Genomic DNA, 16564 nt, shown 5'->3' with positions numbered 1-16564 from the left:
GCAAACCTACGGTTCCGTAGCCTACGCTTGCGTAGGTTAGGACAAGCGGGCCCACACCCGCCGTCGTTTGCGAAGGAGTGCGGATGGACTCGACTGGCCCACTGTCGACCGACGGACTCGTCTCGATGCTCACCCACGAGGGTGTACCCGTCGAGCACGAGACCTTTTCCCGGTACGTGCAGAACCTCGATGCCGAGGAGTTGCGCCAGATGTGGCGCGCCATGACCGTGGTGCGCGCGTGGGACCTCGAAGCCACCAGCCTTCAACGCCAGGGTGAGCTGGGCCTGTGGGTGCAGTCGCTCGGCCAGGAGGGCGCGCAGATCGGTTCCGGTCGTGCGTTGCGCGACAACGATTTTGTCTTCCCGAGCTATCGCGAGCACGGCGTCGCACACCTCCAGGGCGTGGACCTTGTCGAGGTCTTGCGCATCTTCCGTGGGCTCCAGCACGGCGCGTGGACCCCGGCAGAGCACAATTTCCACCTCTACACGCTGGTGATCGGAGCACACTCGCTTCACGCCACCGGCTACGCCATGGCCAAGGCCCGCGAGCAAAAGGCCAATCCCGAGCAGGAGCCGGGCGCGGTTGTGGCCTACTTCGGCGACGGAGCAACATCTCAGGGCGACGTCAACGAGTCCCTCATCTTCGCTTCCGTTTACAACGCCCCCATCGTCTTCTTCTGCCAGAACAACCAGTACGCGATCTCGGAGTCCGTCACGCGCCAGACAAAGGTGCCACTGGCAGACCGCGGCCGCGGCGTTGGAATGCCCACCATCCGGGTCGACGGCAACGACGTTATCGCTTGCCGTGCGGTCACCGAGTGGGCCCTCGACCACGCGCGTAGCGGCAAGGGTCCCGTCTTCATTGAAGCCCTCACCTACCGCATGGGTGCCCACACCACCTCTGATGACCCCACGCGCTACCGCGACAAGGAAGAGGAGCAGTACTGGGCGGACCGCGACCCGATCGCCCGCCTCGACACCTACCTGAGCGCTCGCGGCGAACTGAGCGATGAGTTCCGCGAGGATGTCGCCCAGGAAGCCAAGGCTCTGGGCGAGCGCGCCCGCTCCACCGTGAAGTCCTGGAAGCGCCCGCCGCTGCTCGACATGTTCAAAGATGTCTATGCACTTCCGCACGCCGCCGTCGATGCAGAGCGAGTGTGGTTCGAGCGCTTCCAGGAGTCCTTCGACACCGAGGAGGCTGGACGATGACGACACTCACCATGGCGGGAGCCATCAACGCCGGCCTGCGCGCTGCGATGGAGCGTGACGACAAGGTCACTCTCATGGGAGAGGACATCGGCAAGCTCGGCGGCGTCTTCCGCGTGACGGACGGCCTCCACGCGGACTTCGGTGACGACCGCGTCATGGACTCGCCCCTGGCAGAGTCCGGAATCGTGGGCACCGCGATCGGCATGGCGATGGCTGGGTTCCGCCCGGTCATCGAGATCCAGTTCGACGGCTTCATCTTCCCTGCGTACAACCAGATCACGACGCAGCTGGCGAAGATGCACTATCGCTCGCGCGGCGACATCCAGCTACCGGTCGTGATCCGCGTCCCGTACGCCGGCGGCATTGGCGCCATCGAGCACCACTCCGAAAGCCCCGAGGCGCTCTTCGCTCACACGCCCGGCCTGCGCATCGTCTCTCCGGCCAATCCTCAGGACGCCTTCGACCTCATGCAGCAGTCCATTGCGTGCCCCGACCCGGTCATGTTCTTTGAGCCCAAGGCCCGCTACTGGGACAAGGGCGAGGTCGACACGGCGCGCGTCGCCGCTCAGCTCGACGGCGCCACCGGGCCGGCCAACGCCACCGCAGAAATGGGCAAGGCCCGGGTCGCGCGCCAAGGCAGCGACGTCACCCTGGTGGCGTATGGCCCGACCGTGCGCCTCGCGCTTCAGGCGGCAGAGGTTGCGGCAGAAGATGGCACCAACGTTGAGGTCATCGACCTGCGTTCGATCTCCCCGATGGACTCAGACGCAGTCGTGAAGTCCGCCAAGCGCACCGGCCGCGTGGTCATCACCCACGAGGCCTCGACAGCATTCGGAGTGGGAGCAGAGCTCAGCGCCCGCGTCACTGAGCAGGCCTTCTTCCACCTCCACGCCCCGGTCCTCCGTGTGGGCGGCTTCTCCACCCCCTACCCTGGTGCCACGTTCGAGCACGAGTTCTTGCCCAACATTGACCGTGTGCTCGATGCCGTTGACCGTGTCATGAAGCACTGAGGAGCCTGAGATGCCTACCTACGAGCAGTTCAATCTCCCCGATGCAGGTGAAGGCCTGACCGAAGCCGACATCGTCAACTGGCACATTGCCGAGGGCGATGCCATTGAGGTCAACCAGGCCATCGTCGAGATCGAGACCGCCAAGTCACTCGTCGAGTTGCCCAGCCCGTTCACGGGTGTTGTCACGCGCCTCATCGCTCAGGTGGGGGACACCGTCGAGGTGGGCGCGCCCATTCTCGAGGTCGACGTGGACCCTGATGGCGAGGCTCCCGCAGCGCCGGCCCCTGAGGATGCAACTCAGTCCGCTGACGCGTCCACCACAGATGCCACGTCAACAACTCACGGCGAGACGGTTCAGGTTTCGGACAACGCGCAGGCGGCCGCAGACCCCGTTCCCGCGACCGCAGGTTCTTCACGCAGCGACCAGTCCAACGATGACGACGAAGGATCCGGCGCCGTTCTCGTGGGTTACGGCGTGAAGGCCGGTTCCGCGAAGCGCCGCCCGCGCAGGGCCGATGCTCTGGATCCGATCGGCGGGGAACAAGACGCAAGCGACTATCCCGTGCTGGCGAAGCCTCCCGTACGTAAGCTCGCCAAGGAGTTGGGCCTCGACCTGACCACGGTCACGCCGTCGGGCCCCGGCGGCCTGGTGACTCGCGAGGACGTCGAGCTTCACCTCAAGGCCACCTCTGCGCAGACGCTGTCCACGTACCCGAGCGACGACCAGCCGTGGCTCGCGCAGGGCACCACGATGAACGACGGGCGCACCACGCGCGTTCCGGTCAAGTCCGTCCGCAAGCGCACCGCCGAGGCGATGGTGCACTCCGCATTCACGGCTCCACACGTTACGGAGTTCCTCACGGTCGACGTCACGGAGACTATGAATCTCGTCAAGCGACTCAAGGAAGACCGCGACTTCAAGGACGTCCGGGTCACCCCACTCCTACTCGTCGCCAAGGCGCTCTTGCTCGCCGTGCGCCGTCACCCCGAGGTCAACGCCTCGTGGGACGAGGAGACGCAGGAGATCGTCTTCAAGCACTATGTGAACCTCGGCATCGCGGCATCGACCCCTCGCGGCCTCGTCGTTCCCAACATCAAGGACGCCCACCGCTTGCCGCTCCACGCGCTCGCGATCGAGCTTCAGCACCTCACCGCAGAGGCGCGTTCGGGTTCCACGAAGCCATCCGCGATGAGCGATGGCACCATCACGATCACCAACGTTGGCGCTCTGGGAATCGACACCGGAACCCCGATCCTCAACCCGGGTGAGGCCGCGATCTTGGCCTTCGGCTCGATCCGCCAGCAGCCGTGGGTCCACGAAGGCGAGATTCAGATTCGCTGGGTCACCCAGTTGGCACTCAGCTTTGACCACAGGCTCGTCGACGGCGAACTGGGCGCACGCGTCCTCGCCGACGTCGGACGTGTCATGAACGACCCCTCTCAGGGGTTGGTCTGGGCGTAACCGCTCAGCCCCACCGCACCTCTACCGGCTGCCCCACAAAGGTGCCGTAGGCGGTGAAGGCGTGCTCGGCGTCGCGGCGATCCTGCGCGCCGAGCCGCCTGAAGGACTCGACGTCCACGACCACGGCCCCAGCGCCACCAGCGCGCTTCCAGGTCCCGACCACCTCGCCGTGTCGCAGCAGCGTCGCGCGGAACACCCCATTCTTTCCGGGCACCACCCGCGTGAAGTCGTCAGCGGACACCTGCGCCGAGCGGTCCGCATACCCCAGCAACACCTCGTCAAAGCCCGGCGCGGTGACCCACACTGCCGCCGCCTCCGCCCCATCGCCGCCACCGCGAGCAACAAGACCGGCAGCCATGAACATCGGCCCGTCCTCGGTGGCGACCTCCTCCACGGCGTCGCCTGCACCCACAAGACCAGCCCTGCAGTCCCGTACGCCCAGGCCGGTCCAGCGCGCCATATCCTTCACCGAAACGGGCCCATGGCTGCGCACAAACCGCATTGCAATTGTCGCCAGCGCTTGTTCTCGGGACAGCTCTACCTGGTCGGGAGCCCACTCGGACAGGAGCGCGAACGTCTGCTTGCCGTCTCGATGGGGAGCGATGCACGTCAGCCCCGACTGCGCCGCGAACCACAGCAGGTGATAAGCCGTCTGGCCCGCGGCGTTGACCCCGGCGTCGGTGAGTGCGCCGATGCACTCGTCTCGCGTCAGCCGCGCCCCACGCAATTCGGTCCCGAGCACCTCGAGCGTCCGCTGAGCGTCGTCGTCGGTCAGCCCGAGGTACTCGCGCCGCTTTGCTGCTCCCGCGAGCGGCTTCGCGCCCATGAGGTCAAGCATCCAGCGCGCATCCCGCGAAGGAACCAGGTGAATGGTGCCGCGCATCGGCCACGTGCGCAGCGCCTCGCCTGCCTCCAAGGCAGCCTCCACCTGGGCGAGCGTTGCGGCCTGCCCAGCCCGAGCATCGGCCGGATTCCCCGCCAACCGCATCCCCAGTGACCACAGGCCACTCGCCAGGTCCTGGGCTTGCATGGCGCCAAACCACGTCACAATCTCGTCGACGCTGTCCAGCCGCGCACCGTCCAAGAGCAGCGACCGTTGACGTAGCGCGCGAATGTCGAGGCGAGTCAGCATGACTTCACGCTAGCGGTGGCCAGTGACACGGGCCGATGCTGGGGCAAGGCTGGCTATCCGTCCACAGCCGTGCAGTGGTGTCGTGGGCGACGCGTACGCTTGTGCCGTGCCCGTCGAGACCCTCGTCACGATGACGGGAGCCGTGCGCGACATCGCCTTAGGCCTGACCGCTGGCGCCCTCATCATGATCGCCGCGATTCTGCCTGCCCGCCATGCTGCGGTCACGCGCGCCTCGCAAGTCGCGCGCATCGCCGGTGCCGTGTGGGCGCTGTCTGCGGTGGCGTACATCTTTGTCTCCTACGCGTTCATTAGGAACGATGCCGTGGAGCCCGAGCGCTTCGTGGAAGAGGTGTGGTCGTTCGCCACCACGATCCCGCTGGGGCAGGCGTACCTGCAGATGGCGATCGCGGCGCTAGTGGTGTCGGTGCTGGTCGGCTTGGTGCGCACTCCGGCCGCGGCCGCCTGGTCACTGGTGCCGTTCTTGTGGGCGCTTGGATGGCAGGCCCAGACGGGTCACGCCGCGGGTGCCACGGATCACCACTTGGCGACGTCTGCGATGTTCCTTCACCTGGCGGGATCCGCGCTGTGGATGGGTATGGTCGGCGTCCTGTTCGCCATGCGCGGGCCCTTGGGTGTGGACGCGAAGACGACCGTGATCCGTAGCTCCAAGGTCATGCTGTGGGCCGCGATCGCCCTGATCGTCTCCGGTGTGGCGAACGCGTACATCCGCATGGACTCGGTCGCGGACTTCGTCACGACAACCTACGGCTGGCTCCTCACCGCCAAGATCGCGCTGATGAGCCTCGCCGTCGCGCTCGCGGCCTGGCACCGGCGCGTGGCACTTCCGCGCCTGAGCGTTGAGCGCGTTCGCGAGCGTTTCTGGCGCGTGATGATGGTCGACGTGGGGGCCATCGCCGCCGTCATCGTGATCGCTGTCGTGATGTCCGGCACCGCCCCGCCGGTCCCGATCGTCGCGGTCGAGGAGCCCACTCCCGCGTACTTCCTCACGGGCTACGATCTCCCGCCCGCACCCAGTGCACTCAACTGGATTGTGCAGTGGCGCCTCGAGATCCTCAGTGCCTTCGTGCTAGTCGCGATGGCCGTGACGTACGTGCGCTGGGTGGTGCGGCTGCGCCGGCGTGGCGATGAGTGGCCGTGGTACCGCACGGTGTCCTTCTTGGTGGGCGTGGCGGTGCTCGTCTGGATCACCCAGGGCGCACCCACGGTCTACGGCATGGTCACGTTCTCCGGACACATGGTCGAACACATGCTGCTGGTGATGGTCGCGCCCATCCCGTTGACGCTGGGCGCCCCCGTCACGCTTGCCCTGCGCGCGCTGGCCCCCCGGAAAGACGGTACCCGCGGCCCGCGTGAATGGACGCGCGTTGTCGTGGAGTCCTCGTGGGTCAAGTTCTTCGCCAACCCCATCGTGGCTGCCGTGAACTTCGCCGGCTCCCTCGTGGTGTTCTACTACTCGCCGCTGTTCGAGTTCGCGCTGCGCAACCACGTGGGCCACTTGCTGATGGTGCTGCACTTCACCCTCGTCGGCTACCTCTTCGCGAACGCGTTAATCGGTATCGACCCCGGACCCAAGCGCCCCGGGTACCCCATGCGGGTAGTCCTCCTGTTCGCGACGATGGCGTTCCACGCCTTCTTCGGAGTGTCGTTGACGTCCTCGGAGGTGTTGCTCGCGCCCACCTGGTTTGGCCTCATGGGCCGCACGTGGGGACCGGACGCAATTACGGACCAACAGTACGGCGGCAACATCGCCTGGGGAATCGGCGAGCTACCAGTGCTGGCGCTCGCAATTGGCGTGATCATCGCGTGGCGGCTGTCGGACGAAAAGGAAGCGCGGCGTAAGGACCGCCAGGCCGATCGCGACGAGGATGCCGAGCTCAAGGCATACAACGCGATGTTGGCCCAGGTCTCGGATCGCGACAAGCGCGAGAGCGACTGACTTTATCCACAGATTTTGTCCACAGCCGTGTGAACAGTCCCTAAACAAGGAGGCACGCCTGTGGATAAGCCTGAGCAAAACTCTGGACAGAAAATCGGGTCCGGATCTGGCTTGCGTGTCGCGGCGGAGGCGAGTACGACTAGGTCTAACGAACGAACAACACGACCATGTTCCCGACGGTGTCCGCATCGAAGGGGCGGTGCATCGCGGCGCGGTTGAGCTTTGCGAGGCGAATGGCCTGCTATTTGCGCTGTTACTGCATGTGTGGTGTGAGACGTTTGGGCGATCAGGACAACGGGAGACCGGGACCTCAGGGGGCGCATCTATGCGGTCCTTGGGTCACTGCGGATGACGGCGCAGGAGTCTCGCGGCACCGGTCGCTGGCAGAGAGGTCGTTGTCCACATGGGCATCGAAGCCGCGTCGTCAACGGCGGCCATCGCGCCGGGGTTATCCCCAGGCTGTGAGAACTCTCGAGCCATGGCAAGGCCCCCCGGGCCCGAATCTCGGGGGGCCTTCGCCTTGCTCAGGCCACACGCAGGGTGTGGCCGCACCGCCAGGCTAGAAGCGCATCGGCCCTGGATAAGTGACCGACACGCCAAGTACGACCCAAGGCGCGCGGGCACTTCTCCGCGCCCGCCCCGTGTCAGCGGGGTACCTTGATCGCAACGAACCAGCTCGTCGGAGGACCACCATGGATGACACCCGCGACCCCGTACCGGACAGCGACGGCCAGTCCCTCCCGACTCGCCGCGAACTGCGCGAGGCGGAGGAGGCTGAGGCGCGCAATGACATGGGCGTCTCGGGTCCCGATGCGACGGACCCAGAGGACGGCACGCCCGCCGTTGACGGCGACCACGACCCGAGTGCCGAGCCCATCGTGGACGAGGACGCGGATCCTGATATGGCCGATGCTGGGGTTGAGCAGGGCGGCGCGCCCACCGAAGTGATGGATCCCGTTGAGGACGACGCCCCGACTGCCGTCATGGATCCCGTCGATGCGCCTGGGGACGACGCTCCCGAGACTGCGGACGGCGGCCAGGGCACAGATGGCGTGGCGGCTGACGGCACGGCGCCCGCTGATGAGCCAGTCAGTAGCGAGCGCAACTGGATGGGCGTCACGGCGTTCGTGACGGCGCTGCTGGCGCTGTCACCGGTGGCCATCATCCTGGGCCACCTGGGACTGCGCGCCGCGAAGAACGGCAAGGCCACGAACCGCTCGTTCGCTCTGGCGGGAACAATCCTGGGTTGGGTAGCGCTCGTCGCCACCGGCGTAGGGGTGTACTTCTACCTCCAGGGGCCTCCGGCCGCGCAGATCGACGTGTACGCCCAGCAGGACATTCACGCCGTGGGAGCGGAGGTGGCGACGCAGGTCGTGGCCAGCAACGCGATGCCCGTCCTGAGCGACTCTGGCACCGAGTACATGGTCGGAGACGTGACTATTGCCTCCGAACTCGAGGGCGCGCACGAGATGACACTGACCGGCGATGCGCCGGCCTCGTGGTGCCTCGATCTCACGTATGAGGGCGGCGAGAACGACGCATACTCGTACTTGCCTACCGAGGGCGTGGTCGAGGGAGCCTGCTCGTAGTGAGCGGGCCGCGGGCCGATGCTGGCGCTAGCTCAGCACGGTCCCGTCAGCCACGTGTCCGGAACCTTCGAGGGTCACGTCGCCGCGCACCACAACGTCGGCGCCAAACGTCCAGTCGCCGCGCACGGTGAAGGACGAGGCCTCCCGTAGTGACGGCGCTCCGTGGGGGAAGCGGGCATCGAACTTGGTCATGGTCTTGAAGTACGCCGAGTCGAGGTCGACCAGCGGAGCGTTCTGAACGTCCAGGCGCAGGCCGCTGTCGGGGTCCAGACGGTAAGCGTCAGAACGCAGAAGCAGCAGGTCGTTGGTCGTCTTGACCGGCAGGAAGCGCTCGCGCTCAATCGCGATGGCGGTCGCGCCCTCGAACACCTCGATCGCGGCACCCATGGCCGACTCGATCTGAAAGACCTCCGGCGAGGACGAGTCCGTCGGGTCCACCGTCTTCTTGTTGCGGATCAGCGGTAGGCCCAGCACTGCGCCGCTCTCGGTCAGCGCCGCGTACAGCGCCTCGAGGTTGAACCACAGGTTGTTGGTGTGGAAGTAGGGGTGACGGTGCTCGTCGGTGAAGTAGTGCATCTGATCCGGCGGGGTCTGGGCTGTGTCGCGCAGGATGAGCTGCTCGTCGGCGGTGCGGATCGCGAGGTGGCCGCCCTTGCGGTCGGCGGGGGTGCGGCGGCACAGTTCTGCCGCGTACGGAGCGCCCGAGGCGGCGAACCAGCCCGCGATCTCCGGACTGGGGACGGCGCCGAGGTTGTCAGAGTTGGACGCGCTCGCGTACTTGTAGCCCGCGTCAAGCAAGGCCTTCAAGACACCGGAGGCCAGCAGGGCCGTGTAGATGTCGCCGTGGCCCGGGGGGCACCACTCGAGCGATGGGTCTGCGGGCCACTCCACGGGCTCAAGGTTGTCGACGCGCACCTTGGGTTCCTTGTTCTGGAGGAAGTCCAAAGGGAGTCCGTCGACCTCGATACCCGGGTGTGCCGCGAGCGCCTCGAGGGAGTCGACGCGCGTGCGGAAGGAGTTCATGAGCACGAGCGGCAAGGGCGCGTCGTGCTGGGTACGCGCGTGGGAGACCTGCTCGGCGATGATGTCGAGGAAGGACTTGCCGTCGCGCACCGGGAGCAGGGACTTGGCGCGGTCCATGCCCATCGAGGTGCCGAGACCGCCGTTGAGCTTGATGATGGCAGTGCGGCGGAGAGCCTCGCTGGCCTCGTCCGCTGACACGTCGACGTCAGCGAGTTTGGTGGGGTCCAGCAGCGGGGTGATGGTCTCTTCGGGGATCAGGCCGGTCGCGCCCGCCTCGAGTTCCCCGTAGTAGTGCGTGAAGACGTCGATCGCGGCGGTGTCGACGCCTTCTGCACGCATCTTGTCTTGGGCTTTGAGAAGTCCTTCAGCGCTCATGCGGCCCAGCCTAGTGCCACGATGTGAACGTGAACAAGGCGTGAACGGTGCGGCGGCCCGGCGCCCCACGCGCCTGGGGCCAGTGGAGCGGGTGACGGGAATCGAACCCGCGCTATCAGCTTGGGAAGCTGAAGTTCTACCATTGAACTACACCCGCGTTGCGGCGCCAGCGGCACCGCAGACCCCTATCCTAGCGGGCCGATGCTGGGGTCAAGCAAGGCGACCAACTCACCAGTTCTGGCCCAGGGTCGGGGCCTCGTCGCGAGTCAGTTCCTGCCCGCCAGCCCGGACGGGTTAGCGCTGCGGGGTGGCCGCGATGGTGAACGATGCGGTCCTGGTCTCCCCTGGCTGGAGGAGGAACAGTCCCGCGCCGGCAACGCCGTCCTCGTCGAGATTGAAGGCGTCGTTCGCGTTGGACACGGGCTCGAAGGCGAAATAATCGCGGCCCGGCGGGATGTACAGCACCGCGTGCTCGAGAGCCGCATCCGCGGTGAAGTTCAGCGTCAACGTGTCGGGCCAGGTGATCGTCGCAAGATCCTCGCCGGTGCGACCCGTGAAGCAGTCGTCCACGAACGTCTGACCGATCTCCCGCGACTCGCGGAAGTCTGCCGCGGGACGGATCTCGCCCGCGGGCCCCGTCGCCATGCACTCTTCAAGGTCGTACGCCTTCTCGACGTTGACCTGCAGGTGAGGGTCTGCGGAGCCGGCGACCGACCGCAAGAGGTACGGGTGGTGTCCAAAGCCCGCCGGGAACGTCTCGTGAGCGTCGTTCGTGACCGAGTACGTCCAGGTGAAGTCGTCTCCGTCCAGCGCATACGTGAAACGGGCGGTGAACTCCCACGGCCAGTTGACGCCGTACAGGCCGGTTGATGAGAACTCCAAAGTGATGTGAGTCTCGGAGCGATCTGCCACGGCCCAGGGAAACTCCCATGCCGCGCCGTGGATGGCGGTGCCGTCGGGCCAGTTGGGGCGCAGCTGATACTCGCGCCCAGAGAATCGCAGGAGCCCGTTGCGGATGCGGTTGGACCACGGAACCAGTGGATAGGACGCGGTGTGATTGGTGATTTCCACGTCGTCGGGCGTAGGGCGCAGGACATCGACCCACTCGCCGTCAATGCGTACCTGGCCAAATGCGAGCGACCCACCCATCTGCGGGAGGAAGCCGATGCGCCAGCGCTCGTTCTCAATCGTCACGGTGTCCGTCATGTCCTCATTGTGTCGCATCGATTCGATTCGAGTCAGGCGACACTTCGTGAACGTTCACGCTCCGTTGGGTGAGCGGGAGGGCAGGAAACCTAGGCGTGGACCGGCTCCAACGCCGGGTCCGCGCCGTGTACACCGGGGAGTTCACTGGGCGCGCACGCGGCGCACAGGCTGCCTCGGAATATCTGAGAAGGGAGCTCCCGTTGCCCTCTACGCACGCGATGCCGCGGGGAGATTCCCCTGGTCCGCAACCGGACGGTGGCGTCGCTGCCCTGAGAGGGAGGAGCAAGAACCATGGCTATTGGTTCCGGCATTTTTCTTATCGCAGTAGGCGCCATCTTGGCTTTCGCCCTGAACGAGTCCGTTGATGCCGTCAACTTGGCCCTCGTGGGCTGGATCCTGATGGGTGCGGGTGCCGTCGGCATCATCGTGTCGCTCATCATGAACGGCCAGCGCCGCAAGTCACAGCACACGCATGTGACTGAGGAGCACGTTGACCACCACAACGTGGACTCCCGCGAACCCCGCGACGGCGTGGAGCGCTAACCCCTCGCGCCGATACCGCGAAGAAGTGCCGGGATCCCTCTAGGGTCCCGGCACTTCTTTCTTTCAGGCAGTAAAGACGCTAGGGCTGGCTCGACGCATCCTCCACCGACTGGGCGCGTAGCCGCAGTAGGGCATCGTCGCGCGCTCGGCTTTGGCTGGGGTAGGTGAACTCGAGGTGGGGCCGATGCCGGTGGTACGTGACCTCCATATTCCAGTACCGCACGGCCCAGGCCGCGGCCGCGAGCGAGACCACGATCGCGGCGATCGCGCCAATCCCGACGGCCCAGCGTGGCCCAATCTCTTCACCGATCCACCCCACAATGGGCGATCCGATCGGCGTGGAGCCCAGCAAGATCATCGAGTACAGCGCCATCACGCGCCCACGCATGCGCGGCTCAGTCGTGGTCTGCACCAACGCGTTCGCGCTCGTGAGCATCGTGAGTGCGGAAAAGCCCACGGCAACCGAGGCCACCATGTACAGCTCGAAGGTCGGCATCGCGGCCATGACAGCACTAGAAACTCCGAACAGCAGCGCCGCGCCCAGCGGGAGTCGCAGTCGGATCCGCTTGCGACGCGCGGCCAGCAACGCCCCGGCCAGCGAGCCGATCGCGAGCACGGACCCCATGAGTCCGTAATCTTCGGGGCCGCGCTCGAACGCGATGCGCGCCATCAGCGCAGACGTCATTTGGAAGTTTAGGCCAAAGGCCGCCACCGTGGAGATGACGATCATGACGACGATGATCTCCGGCCGCCCGCGCACGTAACGCAGGCCTTCCTTGACCTGTCCGGGCTCGCGGGGAGCGCGGTCCATCACCCACAGTTCGCTCTTGCGCATCAGCATGAGCGAAATCACGGTGGCCACGAAGGTCAGGCCGTTGATGATGAAGACCCAGCCGATGCCCACCCAGGCCACCGTCAGTCCGGCCACAGCGGGCCCCACGAGTCGCGCTCCGTTAAAGGCGGTTGCGTTGAGGCCCACCGCATTGGACAGGCCGTCCGGGGGCACCAGGGCGGCCACATAGGTTTGACGCGCGGGAGTGTCGATTGCGCCGACCACTCCCAGGGCGAACGCGAATCCATACACCTGCCACAACTCGGCGTGCCCGGTCAGGACCAAGGCGCCGAGACCCACTCCGAGTGCGCCCGCGACGCTCTGCGTGATGATGAGGAGCTTGCGCTGGTCGACGCGGTCAGCGAGCACGCCGGCCCACGGGCCCAGCAGCAGGAACGGCAGGAACTGCAACGCGGTCGTGATGCCGACAGCGACGCCGGAATCATCGGTGAGATGCGTCAGGACCAGCCAGTCCTGGGCGACGCGCTGCATCCACGTGCCCACGTTGGACACGAGCGCGCCGGCAAACCACAGGCGGTAGTTGTAGTAGCCCAGCGATGCGAAGGTGCGGCTCATGCGAGTCCGGGGCGATTCACGATGGGCATGCCTCTAACTTACGTCGGGATCGCCGCCCGCGTGGACGGGTGGGCAGCGTCCCGAGCGCTTCCACGCATTTGGGACAATGGCCGCTATGCCTTCCCCTCGCCTTGCTGTCCTGTTGCGCGCCGTTCTCGTGATCGCTGTGATGGCTGCGGGTGTGATTGGCATCGTGGGGGCGTGGCAGGACCAAGGTGGCGCGCCCCTGGGTGTGGTGCTTGGAACTGTTCTGTTCTTCGGCGTCTTCTCCGCCGGCGGACTCGCTGTGCGCAGGCGGTCGCGCGGCGCGTGGTGGGGTGCGCTCCTCCTGCTGTGGGTCGTGCTGATGACGCAGGCACCGGCAACCGAGTGGCTCGCGCTACCCCTGCTCGCAATGGCCGCGGCAACCGAGAGCTTCAACGCCGCGGGCATTGGCGCAGTCGCCGCGGTGGTCGTCGTGACGTTCTTGGGCGTGGGTGACCAGGGTGCCGCTGCCGTGATCATCTTCGCCTGTGCTGCCGGCGCGGCCCTGCTTGCGGGCCTGGGCTACCGGCGCCTCGTCACCGTCCCGGAGTAACGACAACCTTCCCGTGGACGTGCCCGTCGGCAATGTGTTGCAATGCGGCCGATGCTTGGGTCAGGTTCCAGCGTGAGTCCACCAGCGGGGTGAAACTTCCGTCGGCCAGGTGGTCCGCAACCAGCTGCATGTCGCTTTGGATGACCGTCGACAGGAACGTGCCGATCCGGCGGCGACGCACCTTTCCGTGCCAGTTGGCCTTGGCGACGCGAGTGATGGCACCGCCGTCTGGTCCCGGGATGCCCGAGTTCGGGAACAGGATGCCGCTTGGGGCGACGAGCTGTTCGAGGTCAAGCATTGGGACCGCCCCAACGTTGTCGAGAATGAGGTCAAACCCGCCCTCCAACGCGAGGACATCCTCCGTCGCATAGTCCACGGTGCGGTGGGCGCCCAGGGCGGCCACGGCATCGGCTACACCAGCGGAACAGACACCCGTGACATGCGCTCCGGCGCCCGCGGCGATCTGCACCGTTGCCGAGCCCACCCCGCCGCCGGCACCGATGACGAGTACTCGCTTACCTGCGAGCGGCTGGTCTTCGCCGGTGGTGGGCCACGGGTCGAGGCCCGCGCGGCGCAGGCCGTGGAGCGCGGTGAGGCCCACCATCACGGAGGCTGCCGCCGATTCCGATGAGACCCCATCGGGAGTTGGCACGAGCCAGGCGACCTTTGACAAGGCGTACTCGGCGAGCGCGCCCGATGCCATGCCGAAGACCCGGTCGCCTACGTTCCATTCGGAGTCGCCTTCCCCAACCGCGACGACCACGCCCGCGGCGTCGGAGCCCGGGACCGGCTGCTTGGGGCTACGAACTCCCTTCGACGCCCGGACCACGGCCGGAGTTCCCGTGATGGTGAAGACGTCGGCTGGGTTGAGAGCTGCCGCTTCGACGCGGATGAGCACCTGACCCGGGGCGGGTGAGGGGACGGTTCGTGTGGCCGCGGCGACGCCGCTGACCGGTCCGTAGCCGGGTTGGACAGCGGCGGTCATCGTTTCTGGAATGGTGCTCATGAGCGGTTCTCCTGGTCGGTAGATGGCCGAATGCCAACGGACAGTAGGTAGGCGATCATCCAAAACTCGGCGAGTGTTGCAGGGAAAGCCAAGCCCTCGACGAACCACCCGGGCGCTCCGTCCAATCCCCATCCCGCGAAGGCCGACAGCACGTAGCCAACCCCTCCGACTATCAGGGTCCATCCCAGCACAACCGGGAAGCGGCGCGTCGTGACCGCGGCCCACCCCATCGGGATCAGCCACAGCCCAAAGAACAAGCCCCCCAGGCCCCAGGCCGCATCGCTCAGGTGCGCGAGAACGCCGATGGTGCCCGCAGCATCGGCCCCGCTCACGATCGAAGGGTCGCCCGCAATGGCCACTGCCGTCGCCATGAACACGCCCGACGCCATGATCGCGGCTGCGTTCATCAGTCCAAATGTTGCGGTCGCGAACGCTGCCACGGGCCGGATGTCGTGCAAGAGCTTGTAGAACCACACGGCCGCGAGCGCCTGCGTGAGCACGATGGCCATCTCAATCCCGACTGCGGCAGCTGCGAGTTCGGGCTTCTCGCTGAGGTTGGCCAGAGTCTCCGCCGGCGAATCCGTGAAGAGTTGAGGGCGAATGATGAGGAAGCCGGCCATGCCGGTGAGGGCGAGGCCCAGATAGGCGAGCCCGGTCCCGCGGGCAGTCCGCACGGTGTCGGTGGTGGTCATGGTGTCTCCTGGAGGATGCGTTTTTGGGTACGGGTAGTAGCGGCCACGTCACGTGGCCAAGCGGTGGTGCGGGCGTGGAGTCCTACGCGGATTCGTTGTCGGGGTACTGGAACACGTCGTCGAGTGAGACTCCGAGCGCGCGAGCGATTTGAAATGCCATCTCGAGCGACGGCGAATATCGCCCTTGCTCGATGGCGATGACCGTCTGCCGAGTCACGCCAATGCGTGAAGCCAGCTCGGCCTGTGTGAGGCCGCCGCGCTCAGAGCGCAACTGCCTGATGGAGTTCGTGACCTGCGTGGAACGGCCCATTACAGGCCCCTGCGGTATGCGCGGATCTTGACGACGGCCTCGACGATTCCGCTGACCACTCCAAAGAAGAAGATGGTGTTGCCGATCCAGAACGTGTCAGCATCCAGCATCGCGAGCACAAGAGCGACAAATGTGCCGGCGCCGAGCACGCCTTGAGTCATGCGTGACCCGTAGCGCTCGATGTCCTTGTCGCGGGCGTCCGTGACCATCTCCACCTCAGGCTCACGTCCACGCGCAGCGAGGCTCACTGCAGACCCGATCGCGGCAAGAATCGACCCGACAATGGTGCCGACGATCTGAAACCCGATCGCCCACAGCATGGGCGTCACCCATGAAACGTCCTCGATGGGCTGCGACAGGGCGCGCGGCACCACGACGATTGCGTAAGCGATGGCAGCAGAGATGTTGGTGACGAGGAAGACCCACACGCCCCGTTGGGCAGTGGTCATGGGCTCGGGTGCGTCATCCGGCAACGGTGCTGTCGACGCTGAGTCTTGGGCGGCGTTCATGCGATTCCTCCACGGTATGCGCCGAGCACGGTTGCTGATTGGGCCACAGCGCCGGCGAAGGTGACCAGCAACAGGACGTTGGCGATCCAGAAGGTGTCGACGTCGAGCGCGAGCATCACCAGTGCGGCGAGCACGCCGAGTCCGGACAGTGACGCTCCCGAAACTTCGCCCGCAGCGCGGATGTGCTCGTCGCGCTCATCGGTGAGCGTCTCGCCGCGCTGGCGCAACCACAACGCCAGGAAGAGCAGTGCGTAAGCTACGCCGCCAACGCCGACGCACACCAGCATCGGCCCCTGCCACGCGACCTCCGTGAGGGGCAGGTCGTCGGTCAGCGCGCGCACCGTCAGAACCGCGACGTAGGCGAGCACGGCTACAAGACCAATGGCGAGGCCAGCCGCGGTCTGCCGCTCCTCGAACGATCGTTCCTCGCTCATGGTGTCTCCTGGATCGTGTCGATGTTAAGAATGTTTGACATGATGACGATAGGCCGCCGGAAACCAGATGTCAAGAGTTCTTTACATCGCTCGCGTTTCGCATGAAACAGAGGCGTCACCTGA

At 66.1% G+C, this 16564-nt stretch carries 16 protein-coding genes and 1 tRNA gene; 7 read left to right on the top strand and 10 right to left on the bottom strand.

Annotated features, from left to right (window positions below; all coding sequences use genetic code 11):
• Positions 1-83: 83 nt before the first annotated feature.
• From AOP74_RS04970 to AOP74_RS04960, 3 genes are read left to right on the top strand one after another with little or no spacing between them, the layout of a single operon-like run.
• Positions 84-1208 (top strand): thiamine pyrophosphate-dependent dehydrogenase E1 component subunit alpha, encoded by a 1125-nt coding sequence (locus AOP74_RS04970; protein ID WP_061961233.1) that lies wholly within the window; start codon positions 84-86, stop codon positions 1206-1208.
• A complete protein-coding gene (locus AOP74_RS04965; protein WP_061961232.1) occupies positions 1205-2218 on the top strand; it encodes an alpha-ketoacid dehydrogenase subunit beta in 1014 nt (337 codons plus the stop codon). Before AOP74_RS04970 ends, AOP74_RS04965 begins: the two co-directional genes overlap by 4 nt.
• A 10-nt stretch (positions 2219-2228) precedes the next feature.
• Entirely contained in the window at positions 2229-3680 is a 1452-nt protein-coding gene (locus AOP74_RS04960) for a dihydrolipoamide acetyltransferase family protein (RefSeq protein ID WP_061961231.1), read from the top strand.
• 4 nt (positions 3681-3684) lie between these two features.
• On the opposite strand, the gene AOP74_RS04955 is transcribed toward AOP74_RS04960, so the two are convergent.
• The gene (locus AOP74_RS04955; RefSeq protein WP_061961230.1) at positions 3685-4812 is read right to left on the bottom strand and encodes a winged helix DNA-binding domain-containing protein; all 1128 of its coding nucleotides are present in this window, start codon (positions 4810-4812) and stop codon (positions 3685-3687) included.
• 106 nt (positions 4813-4918) lie between these two features.
• Between AOP74_RS04955 and AOP74_RS04950 the strand changes: the two genes are divergently transcribed.
• Both AOP74_RS04950 and AOP74_RS04945 read left to right on the top strand, forming a co-directional pair.
• Entirely contained in the window at positions 4919-6769 is a 1851-nt protein-coding gene (locus tag AOP74_RS04950; RefSeq protein WP_152649171.1) for a bifunctional copper resistance protein CopD/cytochrome c oxidase assembly protein, read from the top strand.
• 692 nt (positions 6770-7461) lie between these two features.
• Entirely contained in the window at positions 7462-8358 is an 897-nt protein-coding gene (locus tag AOP74_RS04945; protein WP_061961228.1) for a DUF4190 domain-containing protein, read from the top strand.
• Between the two features lie 27 nt (positions 8359-8385).
• Here AOP74_RS04945 and AOP74_RS04940 read toward each other — a convergent pair whose 3' ends face one another.
• The 3 genes from AOP74_RS04940 to AOP74_RS04930 form a co-directional block, all read right to left on the bottom strand.
• Positions 8386-9756, bottom strand: coding sequence for a UTP--glucose-1-phosphate uridylyltransferase (locus AOP74_RS04940; protein ID WP_061961227.1), 1371 nt, complete (start codon positions 9754-9756; stop codon positions 8386-8388).
• An 83-nt stretch (positions 9757-9839) separates the two neighbouring features.
• Positions 9840-9913, bottom strand: a tRNA-Gly gene (locus AOP74_RS04935).
• A gap of 137 nt (positions 9914-10050) precedes the next feature.
• The gene (locus AOP74_RS04930; RefSeq protein WP_061961226.1) at positions 10051-10962 is read right to left on the bottom strand and encodes an aldose epimerase family protein; all 912 of its coding nucleotides are present in this window, start codon (positions 10960-10962) and stop codon (positions 10051-10053) included.
• A 291-nt stretch (positions 10963-11253) separates the two neighbouring features.
• Here AOP74_RS04930 and AOP74_RS04925 point away from each other — a divergent pair, with 291 nt between their 5' ends.
• The gene (locus AOP74_RS04925; RefSeq protein WP_061961225.1) at positions 11254-11505 is read left to right on the top strand and encodes a DUF6458 family protein; all 252 of its coding nucleotides are present in this window, start codon (positions 11254-11256) and stop codon (positions 11503-11505) included.
• A 79-nt stretch (positions 11506-11584) separates the two neighbouring features.
• Here AOP74_RS04925 and AOP74_RS04920 read toward each other — a convergent pair whose 3' ends face one another.
• Positions 11585-12913: an MFS transporter gene (locus tag AOP74_RS04920; RefSeq protein WP_061961224.1), complete on the bottom strand. Its 1329-nt coding sequence runs from the start codon at positions 12911-12913 to the stop codon at positions 11585-11587.
• 115 nt (positions 12914-13028) lie between these two features.
• Between AOP74_RS04920 and AOP74_RS04915 the strand changes: the two genes are divergently transcribed.
• Positions 13029-13490, top strand: a complete 462-nt coding sequence (locus tag AOP74_RS04915) for a hypothetical protein (RefSeq protein WP_061961223.1) — start codon at positions 13029-13031, stop codon at positions 13488-13490.
• Here the strand turns inward: AOP74_RS04915 and AOP74_RS04910 are convergent.
• The 5 genes from AOP74_RS04910 to AOP74_RS04890 all read right to left on the bottom strand — a co-directional run bounded on the left by AOP74_RS04910 (position 13474) and on the right by AOP74_RS04890 (position 16441).
• Positions 13474-14496 (bottom strand): NAD(P)-dependent alcohol dehydrogenase, encoded by a 1023-nt coding sequence (locus AOP74_RS04910; RefSeq protein ID WP_061961222.1) that lies wholly within the window; start codon positions 14494-14496, stop codon positions 13474-13476. The two genes, AOP74_RS04915 and AOP74_RS04910, sit on opposite strands and share 17 nt — an antisense overlap.
• On the bottom strand, positions 14493-15188 hold the full coding sequence (locus tag AOP74_RS04905) for a DUF4386 domain-containing protein (protein ID WP_061961221.1): 696 nt from the start codon (positions 15186-15188) through the stop codon (positions 14493-14495). The genes AOP74_RS04910 and AOP74_RS04905 overlap by 4 nt, the downstream gene beginning before the upstream one ends.
• A gap of 82 nt (positions 15189-15270) precedes the next feature.
• The gene (locus AOP74_RS04900; RefSeq protein ID WP_061961220.1) at positions 15271-15498 is read right to left on the bottom strand and encodes a helix-turn-helix transcriptional regulator; all 228 of its coding nucleotides are present in this window, start codon (positions 15496-15498) and stop codon (positions 15271-15273) included.
• On the bottom strand, positions 15498-16007 hold the full coding sequence (locus AOP74_RS04895; RefSeq protein WP_061961219.1) for a hypothetical protein: 510 nt from the start codon (positions 16005-16007) through the stop codon (positions 15498-15500). The genes AOP74_RS04900 and AOP74_RS04895 overlap by 1 nt, the downstream gene beginning before the upstream one ends.
• Complete coding sequence (locus AOP74_RS04890; RefSeq protein ID WP_061961218.1) at positions 16004-16441, bottom strand: hypothetical protein; 438 nt, start codon at positions 16439-16441, stop codon at positions 16004-16006. Before AOP74_RS04890 ends, AOP74_RS04895 begins: the two co-directional genes overlap by 4 nt.
• Positions 16442-16564 lie beyond the last annotated feature (123 nt).

Source organism: Demequina flava, from assembly GCF_000975035.1.
Lineage (GTDB): Bacteria > Actinomycetota > Actinomycetes > Actinomycetales > Demequinaceae > Demequina > Demequina flava.
This window is presented reverse-complemented; position numbering and strand designations above follow the sequence as displayed.

Excerpts from the sequence above, each read along its gene's own strand:
- AOP74_RS04905 (WP_061961221.1), bottom strand. The coding sequence starts at position 15,188 with ATGACCACCACCGACACCGTGCGGACTGCCCGCGGGACCGGGCTCGCC.
- AOP74_RS04960 (WP_061961231.1), top strand. The coding sequence starts at position 2,229 with ATGCCTACCTACGAGCAGTTCAATCTCCCCGATGCAGGTGAAGGCCTG.
- AOP74_RS04965 (WP_061961232.1), top strand. The coding sequence starts at position 1,205 with ATGACGACACTCACCATGGCGGGAGCCATCAACGCCGGCCTGCGCGCT.
- AOP74_RS04900 (WP_061961220.1), bottom strand. The coding sequence starts at position 15,498 with ATGGGCCGTTCCACGCAGGTCACGAACTCCATCAGGCAGTTGCGCTCT.
- AOP74_RS04890 (WP_061961218.1), bottom strand. The coding sequence starts at position 16,441 with ATGAGCGAGGAACGATCGTTCGAGGAGCGGCAGACCGCGGCTGGCCTC.
- AOP74_RS04955 (WP_061961230.1), bottom strand. The coding sequence starts at position 4,812 with ATGCTGACTCGCCTCGACATTCGCGCGCTACGTCAACGGTCGCTGCTC.
- AOP74_RS04970 (WP_061961233.1), top strand. The coding sequence starts at position 84 with ATGGACTCGACTGGCCCACTGTCGACCGACGGACTCGTCTCGATGCTC.
- AOP74_RS04945 (WP_061961228.1), top strand. The coding sequence starts at position 7,462 with ATGGATGACACCCGCGACCCCGTACCGGACAGCGACGGCCAGTCCCTC.
- AOP74_RS04915 (WP_061961223.1), top strand. The coding sequence starts at position 13,029 with ATGCCTTCCCCTCGCCTTGCTGTCCTGTTGCGCGCCGTTCTCGTGATC.
- AOP74_RS04910 (WP_061961222.1), bottom strand. The coding sequence starts at position 14,496 with ATGAGCACCATTCCAGAAACGATGACCGCCGCTGTCCAACCCGGCTAC.
- AOP74_RS04940 (WP_061961227.1), bottom strand. The coding sequence starts at position 9,756 with ATGAGCGCTGAAGGACTTCTCAAAGCCCAAGACAAGATGCGTGCAGAA.
- AOP74_RS04920 (WP_061961224.1), bottom strand. The coding sequence starts at position 12,913 with ATGAGCCGCACCTTCGCATCGCTGGGCTACTACAACTACCGCCTGTGG.
- AOP74_RS04895 (WP_061961219.1), bottom strand. The coding sequence starts at position 16,007 with ATGAACGCCGCCCAAGACTCAGCGTCGACAGCACCGTTGCCGGATGAC.
- AOP74_RS04925 (WP_061961225.1), top strand. The coding sequence starts at position 11,254 with ATGGCTATTGGTTCCGGCATTTTTCTTATCGCAGTAGGCGCCATCTTG.
- AOP74_RS04930 (WP_061961226.1), bottom strand. The coding sequence starts at position 10,962 with ATGACGGACACCGTGACGATTGAGAACGAGCGCTGGCGCATCGGCTTC.